Here is a 17,830-nt window from a genome sequence, read left to right as displayed (position 1 = left end):
GGAGTTATCCTATATCCAATCCTAGTTAGGTCGGCGATGATCTACATCTTTTATCAAGTTGTTTCAATAGCTTCTTGTAGCTGTGGTTTGTATGAACAACGTTGATAGATGTGTTGTTGGCGTTTTAGTAAATTAAACTCGAGTAGGCATATGAATATTAGCGATCATAAAGATAAATCAAAAAAAACTATGTTTGATGAGAATGATGGGTTTTCTTTTATGCATGGGTGGTCACCAACCGCTCGCTGGATAAGTATGATTCCCGCCGTACTGCTAGCTTTTTTTCTTTCTCGTTATCTTATCATTGGAACGCTTGTTATGGTTCTTCAAAATTTTTTGCCCGAGTTTCTGTGGTATTATTCGAGTGCGATTCTGGTATTTTTCGTTTACTACATAACCGTCTATGTTGGCGGTGCGGCGGTGCCTGTAGGTAGCCGTAGAGTATTAAGCGCTGTACTGGCATTACTTATTTCAATTGCTCTTATCATACTTTTTGTGGGCTTTTGGTCTCAGGTTGAAGGCCATGACACCGCTATACTGATCATTAGTACACTTATGTCAGTGTTGGGATGTGTTGCTGCATCACTCAAACATGCAAAAAAATGATATTGGTTTTGACCAATGTTAAATTATGAAAATATGAGGTGGGATAGGTAATAGCAGTTTAGTTAGAAGGGGGGGATCCACCCCTCTTCTACTCAAAAAGTCGGATGCTTCGGGGTTCGTTGTCGTGCGTGTATCATCTCCAGAAAAAGAACCGGAGCGTAACCCATTGAGTTTTTTATTCAGCTGTAGAAGCAGTAGGATGTTTTTTGTGTACTTTTGGTCATTGCGTCTCATGAAAGTAATAGCTGAGCATCCACTGCGCAATATCGTAGGCTAATGCGTCAATCACTGGGTCGATCATGCTGCATTCGGTCGTCTCAGCTGTGATTTCGGACGGCTTCATGTTTCCCTGGCGCAGAGCTCGGAACTGCTCTAGCGGTTTCCCGGGGTGCTCGAGCTGGGCATGTACAACCATGATGGTGGGGCCGCCACTACTGATGCTCGCTAGGTCTACGTTCTCTAGTTTTAGCAAAGTACTCTTAGGGCTGGCGTCGTGCAGAGGGAGTATAATCTCAAATCGCGCCTCCAGCCGATCGTGTACGGCCGAATACAGCAAACCGAGTGCGCCGCACGTGTCATCGGCTTCCGATACTTAGCGCCTTTAGGCGAGATAGCGTACCCAACAGCAGGCATCACCAACGTATTGTCCTGATCGGGCACAGAGGGTGTGGACGCCAGTGCTTGGTGAGGCGAGCCGAAAGCCGCCAGAAGTAATATCATGGCCAGCGTGAAGCATGCATTGCGCATGAAGTGCCATCCTTTGGATGTTGAGCATATTGACTGTGTGGCTTTTGAAGCAGGTATTGAAAGCCGTTAAAGCTAGGAACTTCTCCCTTTTCTACGACGTTGCCATTTCGAGAGGGTTAGGGGATTTTCGTCTGCGAAATCAGACCGAGCGACAGTAGCCAAGTGCCTACCCCCATATTTGGTATTCCCTGCGTAAGCGGCCAACCAATACATGTTGAGGGCGGCACTCTGAACTCGGTGCTGGGACGAATTGCCGTCATGTAAATCCAGCTATTGAGGACGAACTCTCCGCTTTTATCGTCCAGGCATATGGGCTTCATAAAACGGAAAATAAAGCACGTTAAGCCAGCTTCAGGAGTAGCAATGGTCTGAACCAACCGGTGTTTTGTGGCGACTGCTTAGCCTGGCGCATATCGACCAGATCATCTTTCGACCATCTTTGCATCCAAGTGTAACCCGCTTCGCCATAGAAATATGTCTCTCTGCAATTGTCCTGCTATCAATGGCTGACCCCAGCCAACGCCGCTGAAGTCACTACCACTTTGAAATTTCTAGTCGTCAAGGCCTGGTAGAGACCATCCATGCTGTTCATCCCAGTCGAACTCGTCATCCTCCAAAGCAACTTTCCACTCGGCGTTTGAAATGGCTCGGCGAAGTTCAGTTAAACAGTTCCGCCAATGCCGAAGTCCAATTGTCGCGGCATCCTCAGAGTAGAGTGGCAATTTCACTGAACCATCTAATATTACATTGCCCTCATAATCATCGGAATCATAAAAATCCAAACATTCGCCCTCAACATTGATACTAGCAGAATACTCATTCTGAATAGACTCGATAGCGTTCTTCTCAAGAGTCGAAAGCGGTTTGGCTCGCTCTGCCGTATAGTAAACAGAAACTCCCACAATATTTTCCTTATAGATTCTTAACAAACACTGAATAGCCCCGGGTTTTCTAGACACTCCCGCGACTCGTTTGGTACTGGGCCTGCCATGGCAGCGTATGGATTCTGGCGGCACGATCACACATCGATGCATTACAAACCCGGATGATGCCCGTCTGAGTCTCGCAAGGTGACTCAGGCGGGCGCTTACTAGCAACACAAGAATTAAGAAAGGTAAGTGCTTGGCCAAGGCAGACTGTCTCCGGCTGACCCTTACGAGCCGATGCGCTCGCGAAGCTGCGCTACGGCCGATAACCAAGCCTCTGCGTCCTCGCTCTCTTGCCACAACTCCAGAAGTTCAGACGGCTCTGACACCACGCGGTCAAGGGCTGCACGCGCTTTTGCCAGCAACGCAGCGCTTGGCACTGACCGTACTTTCCCCACCCAATCGTCGATGGCTTGGGAGCACGCATCGCGTACACCGAAGCGGCCTTTCGCTCGGGCAATCACCTCCGCGGCTGCAATCGCTTCGCTAGCTGCGTCCATGTCGAGATCTTCATCGCCCGTATCGAGCACTGTTTGCAGGGTCTTGTCGACGTAGGCAAGGTCTAGCTCGCTGGTCAGCGGCCCGCACCAGTCGCAAGCTGTGTCGTTGCCAAAAGATTCATGCGACCACGCGCCCATTTTTCTGCTCTTTTAGTTAAGTTGTAGTTCCAACTTTCTGCGCATGCGCCGCTCAATCGGTGGACTGCAATCGCAGCACCTCTTGCTTGAGAAGTTCGATGAAGGATGCCTTCAGATCGGCGCTCGCGTGCGCGGTCAGTTGTAGGGGCACGCCCGCATCATTGAGCACCTCGTCTCCTTTCTCCGAAAGCCGCAGCGAGCGCGCATCGAGCCTGTCCAACGTTAGACGCACCGGTGCTTCAAACAGGTCTCGGCTGTGCAGCGCTTTTGTGGTCAGCGCAATTCCGTAAGGGCCGCCGAACAACGGAAAGTCGACCAGCGCGAACTGCAAGGTCTCGTCGGCTGGAATCTGGAATTTGCCGGCAACCTTGTCGAGCTTCTTGGCTGTCTTGGCATCTGCCTGGCCCAGCAGGGTGCCGGCGGCGGCATGGTCGGCAATCAGGCCGTTCACTGTCCATATTCTTTGCGGCGCCTGTCGCTGGCTGGCGTGTTGCGCGTGGTGGTTCATCACGGTCTTCACGGCGGCGGCGAGCAGCACGTGGATTCGGTTCATCAGGGTCGCCTCGGGGCGGCCCGCTAGGGCGGCCCAGCCTTTCCTGTCCTTGTATCGGCCGAGCAGCATCGACACGAAATCGCCTGCGTCTTCGGCCCGCGAGGGCAGGGTGTTGCCCTGGGCTAGCAAGGGCGAGGATCGCAGAGCGTTGAAGCCGTCCTGCACATACATCGCCTGGTCGGTCAGCAGCAGACCCTGGGCGGTGCGCCGGCCGTTGAACCAGTTTTTGGCGTGGTAGCCGACGAATAGCAGCGGTATTTCGTCGCCGACCCATGGTTTCGGGCCGTACATGTCTTCGACCGCATGCGCGAAGACATGGGCCGCGTTCCCGTGGTCGGGGTGATTCGTTTGGTCGGGTAGGAACAGGAACGCCGAGATGTCGGCATTGGACGGCCTGCGCACCTCCTGCTCCATGGCGGCACGCAACGCCTTGCCATGGCGCGCGTGCTCGACCGGCAGCGCTGCAAGATGGTCGCTGAACGATGAATAGAGGAATGGCATCTTCTTATTTTTCCCTGATGCAGTTGATGAAAGGAAAGTGCGAACGGAGAATTATTTCTGCACTTCCGAGCCTATGCGCTCTTGGCCCACTCGATTGGGCAGTGTCATGTCAGCACTGTGTTGTGTACGTAAACTGGCCATGCAGCCTATAAGGCTAGGTACACAAGGGCTATAGGAGAATTCTGAAGTTGCTGGCCCTCGGTCAATTACGCTGCGGGCTCTGCTAATCTGAGCCGCTCCAACGCAACGCTTTGCTCGCAGCCAAGTCTATCTACGTTGAAATCCCACAATGTAAATACGCATGCTTGCTGCCTTATCCAAAGCTGGGCATTTACCATTTGCTGTTGAGGAGCGAATTTCCCTGGATAGCCTTAGATAAGCATTCATCTATATGGCCCGCAGCAGATCGGCCCGACCATAACTCATATTGAAATCGCGCTTAACGCAGCTGCGTTGTATGCGGCTGGCGAAGTCATCTAGCATATTGGTTTATCGTCGTGAGTTACCTCGTCTGGCAAGGTCGGCACCATGACTCTCCCCAATTCCGACCTTCTAAATCGTGAACAACTGCGCGCATGGGCGGCGCAGTTGTTTCAGCGTGTCGAGATACTCGACCACCAAGTTGACACCCTGGGCAAGGCTGTCGAGACAATGGCAAGAAGATCAGCCAGCTCTCGAAGTTGGCAGCGGTGGTTTACGACTTCAGTCCCAGCCGCGCCGGTGAGCATGCTCGCAACTTCCTGCAAGGCTGGAAGGGCAAGCTGGTCTGTGATGATTTTGGCGGTTACAAGGCCAGCTTCGAACTGGGCGTGACTGAGATCGGCTGCTTGGCTCATGCACGTCGTAAGTTCTTCGAACTGCACGCCACCAACAAGAGCAAGCTAGCCGAGCAAGCCCTGCGCTATATCCAGTTGCTTTACGAAAACGAGAGGGAAGTCCGCGACCTGGAACCGGATTTACGGCGCCGAATACGGCAAGAAAAAGCGGTACCAGTGATGGATATGCTGCATGCCTGGATGATCGCCCAGCGTGATCTTGTACCCGCAGGATCGGCGATCAGCAGAGCGCTGGATTACAGCCTGAAACTCTGGGCAGCGCTGTCGTGCTACCTCAATGACGGGGCCGTACCTATAGACAACAATTGGGCCGAGAACCAGATCCGACCATGGGCTCTTGGGCGCACGAACTGGCTCTTCACAGGTTCGCTGCGCAGCGGCAAAAGGGCAGTGGCGATTATGAGTCTGATCCAGTCTGCGCGACTGAATGGTCATGATCCGTATGCGTATCTGAAGGATGTTCTCACGCGCCTGCCGACGCAGCGTGCCAATGAGATTGATCAACTACTGTCGCATCAGTGGATGCCTACTTATCTTGCGAAAGACGAGTTAGGCTGACGCTTACATAGATCTTAAGATTAAGCTACTCGACCAAGTACCCACACTGCATACCTCCGCACGTGGGCGAACTCGCTCGACACTGCACGAACGCAGGCACTAGCGGTTTGCTTCGGGTCGATGTGCATCACTAGGCGAAGTTGATCTTTAAACTGCTCTGAGAATTTTCCAGATTGGAGGCGCAGAAGAATGCAAACCAAGAGCTTGGTTTGGCTTGCTCGACTCAAAGCGCAGTGCTTGAGACGGCGACACATTAGAGCCCTTATCCGCCCGTGCCCATTACCTTTTGTTTCGGCCACAATGAACTCAACGCAGCAATAGATGATGGCAGGTTCTTGCCCAGCTAATCGGTCTGCGATCGCTCGAAGTTCTTCCTTGGAGTACTTAGAGAATTGGGCGCGAACACTGGATATTTCCATCTATTTTCTCGCTGCAACTCGCTGTAAATGATCAGAAAGGGCGTTCCATGAGGATACCGTATTTTGAGGTATCCATGGTTTCCTCTACCGCTCGAGTAATGTGGTACAGATCGAAGCGCCCCCATAGCGCCCTATGTGGCAATCGGTTCAGTTATGCAAGGCGTAATGCCCGGACGCATACTGATGACCCGCTACTCAGTGTATGAACATGCTCAGTCTGAGGAGATGCCCAGCAGCGCTCTTGAGCTGGATGTATTCGAAGCTGATGTGACAGGCTTGCAACGATGTATCGCAGAGTTTGGATCGAGAGCCGGCTAATAGGGGTCATTGAGGAAGGGTCAGAATCAAGTCGTACCTCATGATTCTGGCCCGAGCCTAGATACTCTACGGGCATGAGACCGTGTAGATCTCACTCCAAGACTGTATAGAGCTTCGTATCATGATGCGTTTACCCAGCCCGACGTCCGTCAGCACCTGGCAGACCTCGTGGGCGGTGAGAGGGGAGTTTGTGTTCAATCTACGCTCGAGTCATGGCTTGCCCATCGCTAGGCTGCGGTATGAGGTGGCCTCCACGGGGAGGTCGACTCTTCGGGCCGATTGGCCCGGCTACGCATAGATTCGCGCCCATTAGTGGAAACCGTCCATTGCTCCTACCTCAGCCGCTTTCGGCTGCAGTCAATAGCTGATTCGAATACCGCTTGATCTGCGAGTAAGGGCTTACTCGGAGCTTGGTGACTTGGGAGCGATCGAGCTTCATTTGACTGAAGCTTGGGCCCTCCCTTTGGTACCTTATGCTCTCGGCTTTTTATTTCGCGAAGAATGGTAGTAGCGCGACATTTCAGGAGGGATGTGACCTAGCAAACTGGTCTCGTTTGCACGCGCTGACTCTGTAATAGCTCGGATGAATCGAACAATCACTGAAAGTCGCATTGCATGAACCGATAATCCCGTGGGATCAATTTGTGCTTCCAATAACCATGAGCGCAAAATTTTATTCAATTCATAGGCGGTCATTGGATTGGTAGCGTTCTTGCTGGATGGAAACAGGTAATCCCCGTTAGAGAGCGCACTTTTTTCAATGTACCTATGAATCAACCCTGCATCGATTGGAGTCAAAAGGCTTCGTTGGCGGTTCGCATCCGCTTTGGCGGATGGAAAGTCCAGCATGACTTTATGGTTGGTGTAGATTACGTTTTCGACTCTGAGCTGGAGTAATTCAGTTTGTCGGATACCTGAGAGCAGCACCGAAAACAAAACTCGATCACGAAGGATGGCTTTGCGGTGGACTACCTCCGCGATGGCATTAAGCTCATGCTCACTCAGAATTTTTTTTGATAGGACGAAAGACGCGGAGTCCGAGGGTACAGTGCCTGACGAATCTGATGCTTCGTGAATTACGCCTCGAGCCGCTTCTGTGGATTTTTGACTTGAGCGCAATTTCGAACCATGACTATGTGTCTTCCCGATGTCAGCCGTTTGCCCTTGCCGGAAGCTGTGGAAAGCCAGAAGTTCATGAAATATCGACACCGTTTTTCGGGCGAAGCGATCAGTAGACAGTCAAGGGCGGGTGGACTACTGGGATGGCAGAAATCTTTACTCGATATGGGATAGGAAGCCAAGTTTCTTCAGCCATATCGACTGATATCTCAATCGGCACTTAGCATTTCGTAATCTACCTTGGCTCAACACGACGATGACCATGATTGATCAGACAAGTGATAAAGGGGAGGTCGGGACTCTCAGCAAATATCGCTCCACCACGGTTCTGGACTCAAGCCCTGCTGTACGGAGTATCTTTCTCCAGGACGTGTAATCCAGCAGATCTATCGCACGTTGTACGAGCGCAGGCATTTCCATTGGTATCTCACCATCCAGCTCCTCGTGTTTGGTGAATCCGTTTCGATTTAGGTAGGTAAAACCGGATTTCGCTTGTTCCTGAGTAATTAGATTCAACGTCTGGGCGCGGTAGATTAGAGCCTTGAAGCTTACCTTCCAACGAAGCTTTAGCTCACCGAGAGCTTGCCAATTTAGGTACTTGCCACGCATGGTGGGAAACTCTCCGGCAAAGCTGGAGCGAGGCATCAATAGGGCACTCGCGAATTGGTTTGCTTGACTCTCAGTGTCGTGGCAGCCCGTCTCTATGCCTTGATGCATTACAAGGTGACCAAGCTCATGAGCAAGGTCAAAGCGCTGGCGGCATGGATTCATTTTTGCCGTATTGCGCACGATGAGGGGGCGCTTGTTATACAGAGAGAACGCATCCACCCGATCATCCGCATCTGCAATGCTTACAACGAGTACACCGATCTTTTCAGCCAGCCTGGTCATGTTGGAAATAGGCCCTAATCCAAGCGCTTGATCTCTTCGAAAACGTTCGGCAACTTGTTCAATCACATCCACGCTGGCGAGTGGCTCCTCGAACATTTTGAAGCTCACCGGTGGAAAGGCAATTTCCTTGTCTAGCTCGTCAATCAGCAGCTCGAACAATTCGACCTGTGCGGCAATAGACTTTTTGACCGTCTGAGTAGAGGCTCGAACGCTTCGAAAATGGCACTGCTCAAGCTCCACAGAGCTTCGCCTAGCGGTGAAGAAAAACTCGCTACTCACACCCAGTAAAGCACTCAGCGTTGCCAGTTGAGTAGGGGAGGGAATGGCGTTTACCTCAAGCTTATGAGCGTACTGGCGGGTAACTCCCAATAGCTCCCCTATCTCGGCAAGCGAACGGCCCGCCGCACAACGCGCAAGGCGAAGTTTGTCGGGTGAAAACTCGTCGCCGAGAGGAAGCTGTTTGGTTCTTTCGTCCATTAAGTCACATCAACGTCTGTAGTGGTTTCAGTTTCAGCATCTTTGTTACGACGCACAGGTTGTGGATCTTCAAACTCAACGGCGTCTGGCAGATGGGCAGATTTGACCGGAATTCGCGCTTTGTACTCATGTGACCAATGGCAAATGACGTTTCGGTTGATATCGAAGCCAACCACAGTCGCCGTGAGCTTTGGCGATTCGAAATTGTGATCGTTATCTACGAACAAGCGCCAGGTCACGATCTCTTCTGGATTCGCGTCGAATAAGCTCATCTGCATAAGCTCGACATCGTTGGCCAGAAGGCGATACGACTTTTTTGGCGCATCTGGATCGTCCATCACTACCTGGAACAGCACATCGTTGATGCTGATCGTATAGTCCATGGTGCTATTGCGTAGGATCAGCCAAGGTAGGGAAGGATCACGACTCAGCTTTTTGAACAAACCATGGACTCGCCCATATAGCAACGTGCCACGTGTCCAAGCTGTGTCGTTTTCAGTCGATGCATCCGCCAGCGCCCCATAGGCGACCGACACTACCTCCTGGCAAATCCTCTCGAGAAATTCTGGATGGAGTTTCGGTGCAAAAAAGCTGGGGTGTTGGGTTTCAGACATTCGATACTCTCCAAAAACTATGCAAAATACGATTAGTGTCAACCGTGATTTTTGTGCATATGTGGAGATTTGTCAACCCTGCTTGCGAGCGTAGTTTAGGAATGGTTTATGCCAACTGCTGTTGGCTTCCATGCATTCCAAAAACTCGGCCTGCACTATCTTCGAATGCTCGTAGCTGCAGTCTGACGTAAATGGGGAGGTCGATCCTTCGGGCCAATGGCCCGGCTCATAAATTAGCTAAGCACTTCCTTCACGATGGAAGCCACATTTCTTGCGTCGTCTATCCCACGGTGATAGGTACCCTGCCAAATCAAGCCCAACGACTCTACTGTTTGCATAAGTGATTTTGGTGGATTGTCATGTAAGCCTGCATGCCATTTCCTAGCATTGAAATGGGGCAAACCTTCAAGTAGGGAAGGGCACGCAGCAAACCCAGCGTCTCGCTCTAGCTGCCTTGCGTCATAGTCACCCCACGATGTCCAAGCAGCGTTTGGATATCGCGCAATAAGCGCTCCTAGCTCCTGGCCAACCTCCACATAGGTTCGTGCGCTATCCACATCCTCTTGACGAATTGACGTAAGTTTTTTACAGAAAGCGGTCAGGATAGGATTGATCTGAGGTCGAACGAAGCGCTGGAACTCATCGACGACCTCAAACGTTTCCAAATCGATCACCACCAGGCCAATTTCGATCGTTTCCATTTGATCAGGGGGGACTGCTAGCGGCCTCAGTTGTTCCGAATCCTCTACCTCATCACAGGTTGCCTCGAGATCTACGCAATAGAGGTAACGGTGTGGCGCGAGAAGGTTTTTGATGGCTTGGAGGTAAAGGAGCTTTGCTTCAATGATCATGGCATTGATGTCCTAAAGTGATCTCTCAAAGGTACATCTAAAGGTGCATATAGCGATGCTCTGAAGGCGTTGATATGAATCGCCCCGGATTCTCTAGACACCTTGCAAGCTCATTGCGTAACGTTTTTCAAACTCTACCGGTGACAGCTGATTGTTGAAACCATGGCGGCGTTTTACGTTGTAGAACATCTCGATGTAATCGAACACATCACTCCGAGCATCTTCCCGCGTGGTGTAGATTTTTCGCTTGATCCGTTCCCGCTTTAGAAGCTGGAAAAAGCTCTCGGCTACGGCGTTGTCATGACAGTTGCCTCGGAGACTCATGCAGGCAACCAAATTGTTTGCCTTCAATAGGCTGCGCTAATCGGAGCTGCTGTACTGGCTGCCTTGGTCGGGATGAACCATCACCTATTGCTTCGGTTAACGCCTCCAAACCGCCATCAATAACGCATCAGTGACTAAATCACTGGTCATCTGCGACTTCATCGACCAGCCTACATTCATACGTACGAATGTAGGTGATGTCGGTGACCCAAACCTTGTTGGGTTTCACGACAACGAACTGGCGCTTCAGTAAATTGGGAGAGGCAACCGTTGGCATACCGCCGTACTTTCCAGGTCTACGTCGATGCCTTGTCTGAGTGCGCAGACCTTCAAGTTGCATCAACCTCACCACACGATGCTGACCACAACTCTCACCGACATCGCGCAAATTGTCATGGATTTTGCGGTACCCATAGGTGAACGCCTCTATAAGGAAATAAACCCTTTTAAGGCGAATGGAGGTTTTTTCATCTTCTCCTTGGTCTTTGTTGGGGATGAAGCCGTCGGCGATGGGAGGTAGGGGCTCGGGCCAAAGTGTCACGTCGCGAGTGCTTTACGCAGAGAATACGAAGAGTGTCTATTTTTGGGGGCATTATGGGCAACACCTTCGACAGAGTGGTAGGTTGGTGGCAATTTGATATTCACCCTCCCATGGATGACTCTCGTGATCGAACATGTTTCACTTAAAGGTGTTACCAGCTACTCCTCAGATGCGTCCGTCACGCTTGGGCCGTTGACGCGCGTCAACCTCATCTATGGGCTGAACGGCAGCGGTAAATCCACTATCGCCAACTACCTGCAAGACCTCGCACACAAGGATTACAAGCAGTGTCAGGTCGTGCCGGCGATCAGTCAGGATCAACTGTTTGTCTATAACCAGGCGTTCGTGGAGAAAAACTTCCACCAAGAAACCCAGCCTGGGATCTTCACGCTTAATCAGGGCAATATCGAAGCTGAAGCGGCGATCTGTAATGATGAGCAGCGCTTGGAGGAGGTGCGATTACAACGCCTAGATGTCGCTAATAATCGACAAGAATTTGCCGACCTATTGACCAAGGAGGATGACCGGTACAAGGAGCTTATCTGGGAAATAAAAAAAGACCTCCAGCAAGACAGCCTGCACTACTGCTTCGACGGATTTCACACTAACAAGGTGAAGTTCAAAAACAGCTTGGAAACCATGACTCTCCCCACGGTTGCGACGCGCGCAGCGGTGGAGCTGGCCGAAGCTGCGGAGGCCCTACAATCTTCTGATGGTGAGCTTTTAGCTGATCTGGCACTTATCGTATTCAAGGCGTCCGCCACTGAAGGCCATACTATTTTTAGCGAAGTCATTACGCCTTCAGGAGACTCGTATCTGGCAGGGTTGATCGAGAAGCTTGGAAGCTCGGACTGGGTCAAGAGCGCGATGCCCTTTGTCGCCGAATCTGAAGGTCAATGCCCACTCTGTCAGCAAGTGCTGCCTCACGACTTCCAGTCTAACGTAAAACGTCTCTTCGATAAAAGTTACGACGATAAGATCGAGACGCTGCTGAAGCTTAAGGAAGGCTATGATCAGGCTGCCCGTTCACTGCTGACAACCCTGGATAGTGAACCCTACAAAAGCTCGCCGATCCAGGAAAATCCCGCATTTGTGAAGGCCGTGGCTGACTTGGTCAAAGCCTTTGCCGATAACACCTCAAAAATTAGCGAAAAGAAAGTTTCTGTCTCGAAGGTCATTACTCTCAAACCAACCGCTGACATTATCGACAGACTCAACGTTGCCATCGAAGCACAGCGGCTCAAGATTGAGGAGTACAACGACAGGATCGTTAAGAAGGATCAGCTGCTCAAGGCGATCAATCTGGAGTTGTGGCTACTCCTGCGCAAACAGGCGGATCCCATTATGCAGGCACACAAACACGCTGCTCTTGAACTAGATGTGAAACTTAAGGCGTGTGACGAGAGCCTGATCCTTCTGGATGACGATTCGAGGGGGATTCATGCATCCATCTCAGTGCATCGATCGCAAATTACTAATATTGAAGAGTCGGTAAAGAACATAAACGATTCGTTAGCCAGTATAGGTCTCAGCGGTTTTTCCATCGAAAAGGAGGCAAGCGATCAAACCAGCTATCGGCTCGTCCGTCCTCGCGGCACAGGGGATGTCTTTCAGTCACTGAGTGAGGGGGAGAAAACCTTGGTGACCTTCCTCTATTTCCTGGAACTATGTATTGGCAGTGTCGAGGCTGACTCACCAGTGGTCTTGGGTAGTCGCGTCGTCGTCATCGACGACCCGATCTCCAGCCTGTCGCACAACTACGTCTATGAGGTTGCCGCTCATATCTATCACCGAATTCTGCGACCTGAGGCTAACTTCAAAAAGGTTTTGGTGATGACCCATAACCTGTTTTTCTTTCACGAGCTCCTCAAAAATGCACCGCGGAATATCGTCAACAAATACAGATGTTTCCGAGTTGTGAAGGGCGGATTCAGCGACATCACAGCACTAGGCCCCAGTGAAATTAAGAACGACTACGAAACGTACTGGCAAGTGATCAAGGACGCAAGCCAAGCAAAGGTGCATGCCACCGTGCTACCCAACATGATGCGAAACGTGCTTGAGCACTATTTTGGCTTCATTCACAAAAGAGACGATTTGCTCAAGGCTCTGGAATCCCTAGAAAAGAAAGACAGCGGTGAGTTCAAGGCCCTCTATCGCTACATCAACCGGGAATCACACGGCACTGCGATCAATATCACCGACTTTGGCGGATGGGAGCCCAACAAGCTCATTGAAAAATTCAAGGCTGTTTTCGTTGAGTCCGGGTATCCCGAACACTACAGCATGATGATGGGAGAGGCCGAAGCAAAAGAGGGTGATGCTGGAGATGATTGAACCGGACTCAGGGTCTGAGCCCCTGAGACGGAGCTCCTCAGATGAGACTTTCAGCCGTAAGCATCGGTGAGGGGGAGCATGATGACTCCTCACTCATAAACAAGCCTAGCGCTCTAATGGCTAAACGCTACTTATCTGCTTTCCTGCTGCTACCTAGCCTGTTAGTATCGCCACGCAGCTACCACCAACGGATTTCCATTTCCATCCTGCCTGACCTCCCAGCCCGCATAGCTTTGCGCATGGGGCGCAAAGGCTATCAGCGGCAACGCTGAGAAAAAATGGAGATATCGTCATGACTAGTCATGCCAAAGTCGTACCTGTACGACAATACGAACGTTTCCGCTTTGGTCGTTGGGAGTCGGTGTGCAAGCACCATCGCTCCCTGCCTCAGCGGTAATGGATAACCTTGGTGGTAGCTGCACCTTTCGTTCAGGCTTAGTAAGTTCTATGTTCTGACGATGTCAATTTTAACGCTAACCTTTGGTGCTTGACCCCATCGTACAGCGTTTGCGGCCTCGTACTCATCGTCCGAATTTGGGGCTTTGTGCCGCTATTCGTGCTCTGGTGTAAGCGTTGGCGAAATCGGACTGGTCAATCGTGCCCCTCGTTAGACTCTCATTGAGCTCGGTAAAGATTCGCAACCCTTCGCCAGCCGCTACGGATTCCAACTGAGCACAATTCGAACCTAGCAACTGGATAGCAACCCTCTCAAGACGTTCGTCCATTTGGTCACCATGGTGAGACTCGACCAACAACCTGTAAACCGCCCAGAGTCGTTTGGCGCAAGCCTTCGGCAAATGACCCATGAGTGAGGCGGTGATGACCAAAAGGACTATGGTCTCAAGGGCCTGATCAGGGGCATCATTCTTCATAGCTGCTTTGACATGCCAGTGTCGCATGAGCGCAGCTAACCCAATCTCAGGAAGCAGAGCCTGCGCCACCAGTGCGCGTAGCACCGATGCTGCATGCCTCAGCGCTTTCTCAAAGGGCGCACGGAAATCCCAGAGCGCCGAGATCACTGAGATGAACCTAGGTTCTGCGTCAAAGATTTCTACGCCTTGACGTACGGTTTGTGCAGTAAAGACAGCCGGAGGGAGTAACTGCACAATTTCGGATAGCTGTACGATTACCCCGACCCGCCATTCGCACAGCTGGGCAACTTTGCCTGCTTTTTCAAGTGGTGAGAGCTGCCCAACCTCTGTCAGGGCGGCCAGGACGTCAAGCGTGCAGAAGCCATCGACCTCGGAACCTGCGGCACAAAAAGTGCGCAGCGCTTCGTCATCAGAATAGAGCCTGTACCGTTCTGGCTCTTTAGCGCATATCTCCACCATTTCGCTGTTGCTTCGCCCAATGACTTTTGAGGACGATGCTTCGTTTGCTTCCTCTGGAGAGGAGGGTTGGAGGATAGAAGCGAGATGAGGTTTCAAGGCGTTCTGTAGGCCCAAGCATTTGCTTCGCATTGGGCTTCCGAATAAAGGATTTGTGAACTCGGCAAGCTCCTCCATCGTGGCTCTGGCCACTGCAATTTGACCGAAGAAAATGATGACGGCGTCAATGAGCCCCAAATCATTGAGGACTAGCAGCGCTGTCCAATCCAGCAAGGGCACTCGCTTGCGCAGGGCATCGGCCCCGGTTGGTTGCCAACCAATATCGTTGATCATCGCCAGGTGATATTGCCGATCATCCCGGCTGGATACCTTGGCAATTTCCCACAGATGCACGATATCGCAAATGCAGGACAGCACCAGTCGCGGGCGCCATGAGAAAGGGATGGTGTTTGATCCCTGCCGTAGGGAGCGCTCCAGCCGTTTCTGGAACGCTTCTCTGTCGGGCGTTAGTCCAGTCAATGCTTTCAGACTTTCAACCAACTCCCTGCCAGAGGCGCCCTCTCGAACTTCGCCTTTCCAGAGCATCCGGGAATTCGGGAAATTTCTGAAAAATGCATCAGCGCGTATTCGGAATTGCTCTCTATCCCTGGCAAGGTCGATTTCACTGCGTCCACCCATGTTGCCGCTCAGATGCATCATCAAATAGGTGCTTTCCTGGCTCTCTACGCTCTGATCCACTAGTTCGCCTGCTCGCAGAGCCAGCTCCAATAGCCTGTCGCTCGTTGGGTCGGAAAACTGAATGAGAAAGAACAGTAACTTTACGAACTCCAACTGTTCCCCTTTGGACTTCGCAGTTTCGAGAGCCCTTTCCGCCGCCTCTACGGCGTCATCGACGTAGCCGCAGCGAGTGGCGATCGTGGCATAGGTGTTCAGAGCCAGTGGGTCGTCGGATCCTGTAGCTACAATTTTCAACAACCGATCCCGGGCTTTTTCCGTTTCTCCTAGATGATCAAGTGCCAATGCCTCAAAGGCCCCCATTCGATCACCCGGCTCAACGCGGACTTTATTGCTTTGACACAGTTCTACAAGGCCCTGCCAATCTTTCAAGGTCACCAACGCCATCCCGAGGCGCGCAGCCATCGCGGGCGAGAGCACGTAGTGCTCTGTTATCCTTTCGGAGAGTCGAACACACTGCATCGCACTTTCTGAATCGGTAGGATCAAGCTCGTGGAGGAGCGTGAGCGCAATGCTCACGGGCCGATCTAGTTCCTCATACCTGGCCTGCAGCGACCTCAAAGCCTCATCTTTGGCCAACCTGCTGATCTCCAGCTGGAGATAAAAATGTGCGAGGGCGGCTTGGGGAGCTAAATCAGGATCCGACTCGAGCAGACCCATCCACTGTTTCACGAGGCTAGGTTGAACGGATTTGTGGGCAGAAATAGAGGCTGCTGTGACAGCCGACCCAAATAGGGGATGGCTGCGATCCACGCTACCGATGTATACGCTGAAGCTTTGGTAGCATGCCCGGAACTTCCGGGTTTCATATAGCAGGAGCGTGTTCCAGAGATGCTTGTCCGGTGAATCGGGTAACTGATCATTTGCCGACAACGCTAGGGTGAAGTCCGATAACTGACCTGCAATGCCCCGTAAGACCTCATGGATATGAGGTAAGTCCGGGCGTTTCTGCGCAGCATCCTTCAGGTCTGCAAGTATCGACTCTGCCTTGCCGAGTGCCGACGCTGTGGCGCCCCAAATGTCGACGAGCTGCTCTATATTAGAATCCCAGCCTGATGCCTTTATGGACAACACAGCGTCGTTAATCGCAGCCCAAGCCTCCTCAAGCTTTTGAAGGTCTACACCCGGAAGACCTGCTGGTGGGATAAATTCACGTCGCTGCGTACTGGCGGTGGCCAACGCGAGGGAAAATTTGGATCGGGCCCTAAGCAAAAGCAACAGTTCACGTATGTCATCGGACGCCTCGCAGGATGCAAGGCCCGCTTCGCAGTCCGCCAGAGCATTTGCAGTCTCCTCAGACAACCAATGTGCAAACGCTCTGGCGAAAGACCGTTGAGGTTCTGGAAGCAAATCAGCCAGCTCAATTGCCAGCTCGTAATGCCCTTGCACAGCATGGAGCCGGGAACGAACAGCGATGACTATTGGGTCTTCACCCTCCAGTAGATCATGCAGCTCATCAAGCGAGTCGCTATCGTGTTCGAATCTGATGCGGATCTCTGTTTCCACCAAAGCGGCTCTGTACTTGGGCAAAGGCGTTGCCTCATACGCGTTCTGGTATGAAGAGGCTGCCGCTTGGTTATCCCCTGTTTGAACCTGCCAGTTGCCACGTAGACGCCAATATTCTGCGCGCTCAAGGGTGGTCGATTCTTTTAGCTTGGGCTCTGCATCGTCGAGCTGTATCTTTGCTCGATCCAGCGCAGTTACCCGGAGATCCGCTTTGGCCTGAGTCAGATTCCAGGCAAGCGTGTCCCGAGCTGGGTTGACCCAGTAGTCTTCTGTTGAGCCTGCCAAGGCGTTCATCAGTGCAGACCCTCTTGCAGCCACGCCTTCTACCACCCCCTGAACCAAGGTTAAGCGGTCATCTGCTTGCATCCCTGGGTGGGTTTGCTCGGCGCGCTGGCTCAGTATGTGCCCCACGCGAGACAGTTCGTTCTGGTGGCGAATGCCCTCTGAGAGATCTGTAGTCCTCTTCAGAATGTTCGTTGTTGGCGCGCGAAGGGTGACGTATTTCCGTTCAGCAGACAGATCATCGACGGTGATGCGGATCAGCTCATCCCTGAGCCAGGCATAGTAAAGGGGGCAGTCAACAGGATCTTCGTTTACCGAAAGGTCGCAGATCACCAAGAGCACCGGTTCAACGGCTCGGGCGTAATAGCGGACAGTGGTGGCTTTCAGAGTGACCGAAATGTATTCGCCATCCGCCGTCAGGCTCGGAGAGCGGGTGCCTTTAAGTTGGATACGGAAAATATCTGTCGCGCGTTGATTCGGCGTGGTCTGCACTTGGAAGTCATAGCCATAGTCGTCTGTCCCTTCCAGGCTTTGCAATCGCCAATCCTTGGGATGACGAGCCATCAGGCAACGTGTTGCATCGGCATTGATGTCGTGCTGATCACCCGTCCCAGGCAAAGGCCCGTCAACTGGCATGGTGCTACCTCGGCATAATCAAAAAGGGCGCTGATGGCGTAAAAAGGCGTTTCTCGGAGCAATTTTTTCAGGAGTATACAGCCCTCT

General features: G+C 51.9%; 10 protein-coding genes and 2 pseudogenes. 3 read left to right on the top strand and 9 right to left on the bottom strand.

Annotation, left to right across the window (positions count from 1 at the left end):
- Nucleotides 1-150: 150 nt before the first annotated feature.
- Nucleotides 151-606 (top strand): hypothetical protein, encoded by a 456-nt coding sequence (locus N7D90_RS15860; protein ID WP_261738895.1) that lies wholly within the window; start codon nt 151-153, stop codon nt 604-606.
- A 1,298-nt stretch (nt 607-1,904) separates the two neighbouring features.
- Here N7D90_RS15860 and N7D90_RS15855 read toward each other — a convergent pair.
- From N7D90_RS15855 to N7D90_RS15845, 3 genes are all read right to left on the bottom strand, one after another.
- Entirely contained in the window at nt 1,905-2,255 is a 351-nt protein-coding gene (locus tag N7D90_RS15855) for a hypothetical protein (RefSeq protein WP_261738894.1), read from the bottom strand.
- A gap of 251 nt (nt 2,256-2,506) precedes the next feature.
- Entirely contained in the window at nt 2,507-2,917 is a 411-nt protein-coding gene (locus tag N7D90_RS15850; protein WP_261738893.1) for a DUF4259 domain-containing protein, read from the bottom strand.
- Nucleotides 2,918-2,969: 52 nt separating this feature from the next.
- Complete coding sequence (locus tag N7D90_RS15845; protein ID WP_261738892.1) at nt 2,970-3,971, bottom strand: hypothetical protein; 1,002 nt, start codon at nt 3,969-3,971, stop codon at nt 2,970-2,972.
- Nucleotides 3,972-4,645: 674 nt separating this feature from the next.
- Between N7D90_RS15845 and tnpC the strand changes: the two are divergent.
- Nucleotides 4,646-5,365: pseudogene (tnpC, locus tag N7D90_RS15840) on the top strand (IS66 family transposase); the annotation flags it as partial.
- Nucleotides 5,366-6,573: 1,208 nt separating this feature from the next.
- On the opposite strand, the gene N7D90_RS15835 reads toward tnpC, so the two are convergent.
- The 5 genes and pseudogenes from N7D90_RS15835 to N7D90_RS15815 all read right to left on the bottom strand — a co-directional run.
- Nucleotides 6,574-7,311 (bottom strand): site-specific integrase, encoded by a 738-nt coding sequence (locus N7D90_RS15835; RefSeq protein WP_261738891.1) that lies wholly within the window; start codon nt 7,309-7,311, stop codon nt 6,574-6,576.
- A 180-nt stretch (nt 7,312-7,491) separates the two neighbouring features.
- A complete protein-coding gene (locus N7D90_RS15830) occupies nt 7,492-8,589 on the bottom strand; it encodes an XRE family transcriptional regulator (RefSeq protein ID WP_261738890.1) in 1,098 nt (365 codons plus the stop codon).
- Nucleotides 8,589-9,203: a hypothetical protein gene (locus tag N7D90_RS15825; protein ID WP_261738889.1), complete on the bottom strand. Its 615-nt coding sequence runs from the start codon at nt 9,201-9,203 to the stop codon at nt 8,589-8,591. Before N7D90_RS15825 ends, N7D90_RS15830 begins: the two co-directional genes overlap by 1 nt.
- A gap of 233 nt (nt 9,204-9,436) precedes the next feature.
- Nucleotides 9,437-10,054, bottom strand: coding sequence for a 3'-5' exonuclease (locus tag N7D90_RS15820; RefSeq protein WP_261738888.1), 618 nt, complete (start codon nt 10,052-10,054; stop codon nt 9,437-9,439).
- A gap of 93 nt (nt 10,055-10,147) precedes the next feature.
- Nucleotides 10,148-10,796, bottom strand: a pseudogene (locus tag N7D90_RS15815) (IS3 family transposase); the annotation flags it as partial.
- Nucleotides 10,797-11,042: 246 nt separating this feature from the next.
- Here N7D90_RS15815 and N7D90_RS15810 point away from each other — a divergent pair.
- Nucleotides 11,043-13,256, top strand: a complete 2,214-nt coding sequence (locus N7D90_RS15810; protein WP_261738887.1) for an AAA family ATPase — start codon at nt 11,043-11,045, stop codon at nt 13,254-13,256.
- Between the two features lie 521 nt (nt 13,257-13,777).
- Here N7D90_RS15810 and N7D90_RS15805 read toward each other — a convergent pair.
- Nucleotides 13,778-17,743 (bottom strand): DUF4365 domain-containing protein, encoded by a 3,966-nt coding sequence (locus N7D90_RS15805; RefSeq protein WP_261738886.1) that lies wholly within the window; start codon nt 17,741-17,743, stop codon nt 13,778-13,780.
- Nucleotides 17,744-17,830: the final 87 nt, after the last annotated feature.

The sequence above is a fragment of the Pseudomonas fragi genome (genome assembly GCF_025426255.1).
GTDB lineage: Bacteria > Pseudomonadota > Gammaproteobacteria > Pseudomonadales > Pseudomonadaceae > Aquipseudomonas > Aquipseudomonas kulmbachensis.
This window is presented reverse-complemented; position numbering and strand designations above follow the sequence as displayed.

What these genes read in the sequence shown, in the direction of transcription:
- N7D90_RS15860 (WP_261738895.1), top strand. Translation starts at nt 151, where the DNA reads ATGAATATTAGCGATCATAAAGATAAATCAAAAAAAACTATGTTTGAT.
- N7D90_RS15850 (WP_261738893.1), bottom strand. Translation starts at nt 2,917, where the DNA reads ATGGGCGCGTGGTCGCATGAATCTTTTGGCAACGACACAGCTTGCGAC.
- N7D90_RS15845 (WP_261738892.1), bottom strand. Translation starts at nt 3,971, where the DNA reads ATGCCATTCCTCTATTCATCGTTCAGCGACCATCTTGCAGCGCTGCCG.
- N7D90_RS15830 (WP_261738890.1), bottom strand. Translation starts at nt 8,589, where the DNA reads ATGGACGAAAGAACCAAACAGCTTCCTCTCGGCGACGAGTTTTCACCC.
- N7D90_RS15825 (WP_261738889.1), bottom strand. Translation starts at nt 9,203, where the DNA reads ATGTCTGAAACCCAACACCCCAGCTTTTTTGCACCGAAACTCCATCCA.
- N7D90_RS15820 (WP_261738888.1), bottom strand. Translation starts at nt 10,054, where the DNA reads ATGATCATTGAAGCAAAGCTCCTTTACCTCCAAGCCATCAAAAACCTT.
- N7D90_RS15805 (WP_261738886.1), bottom strand. Translation starts at nt 17,743, where the DNA reads ATGCCAGTTGACGGGCCTTTGCCTGGGACGGGTGATCAGCACGACATC.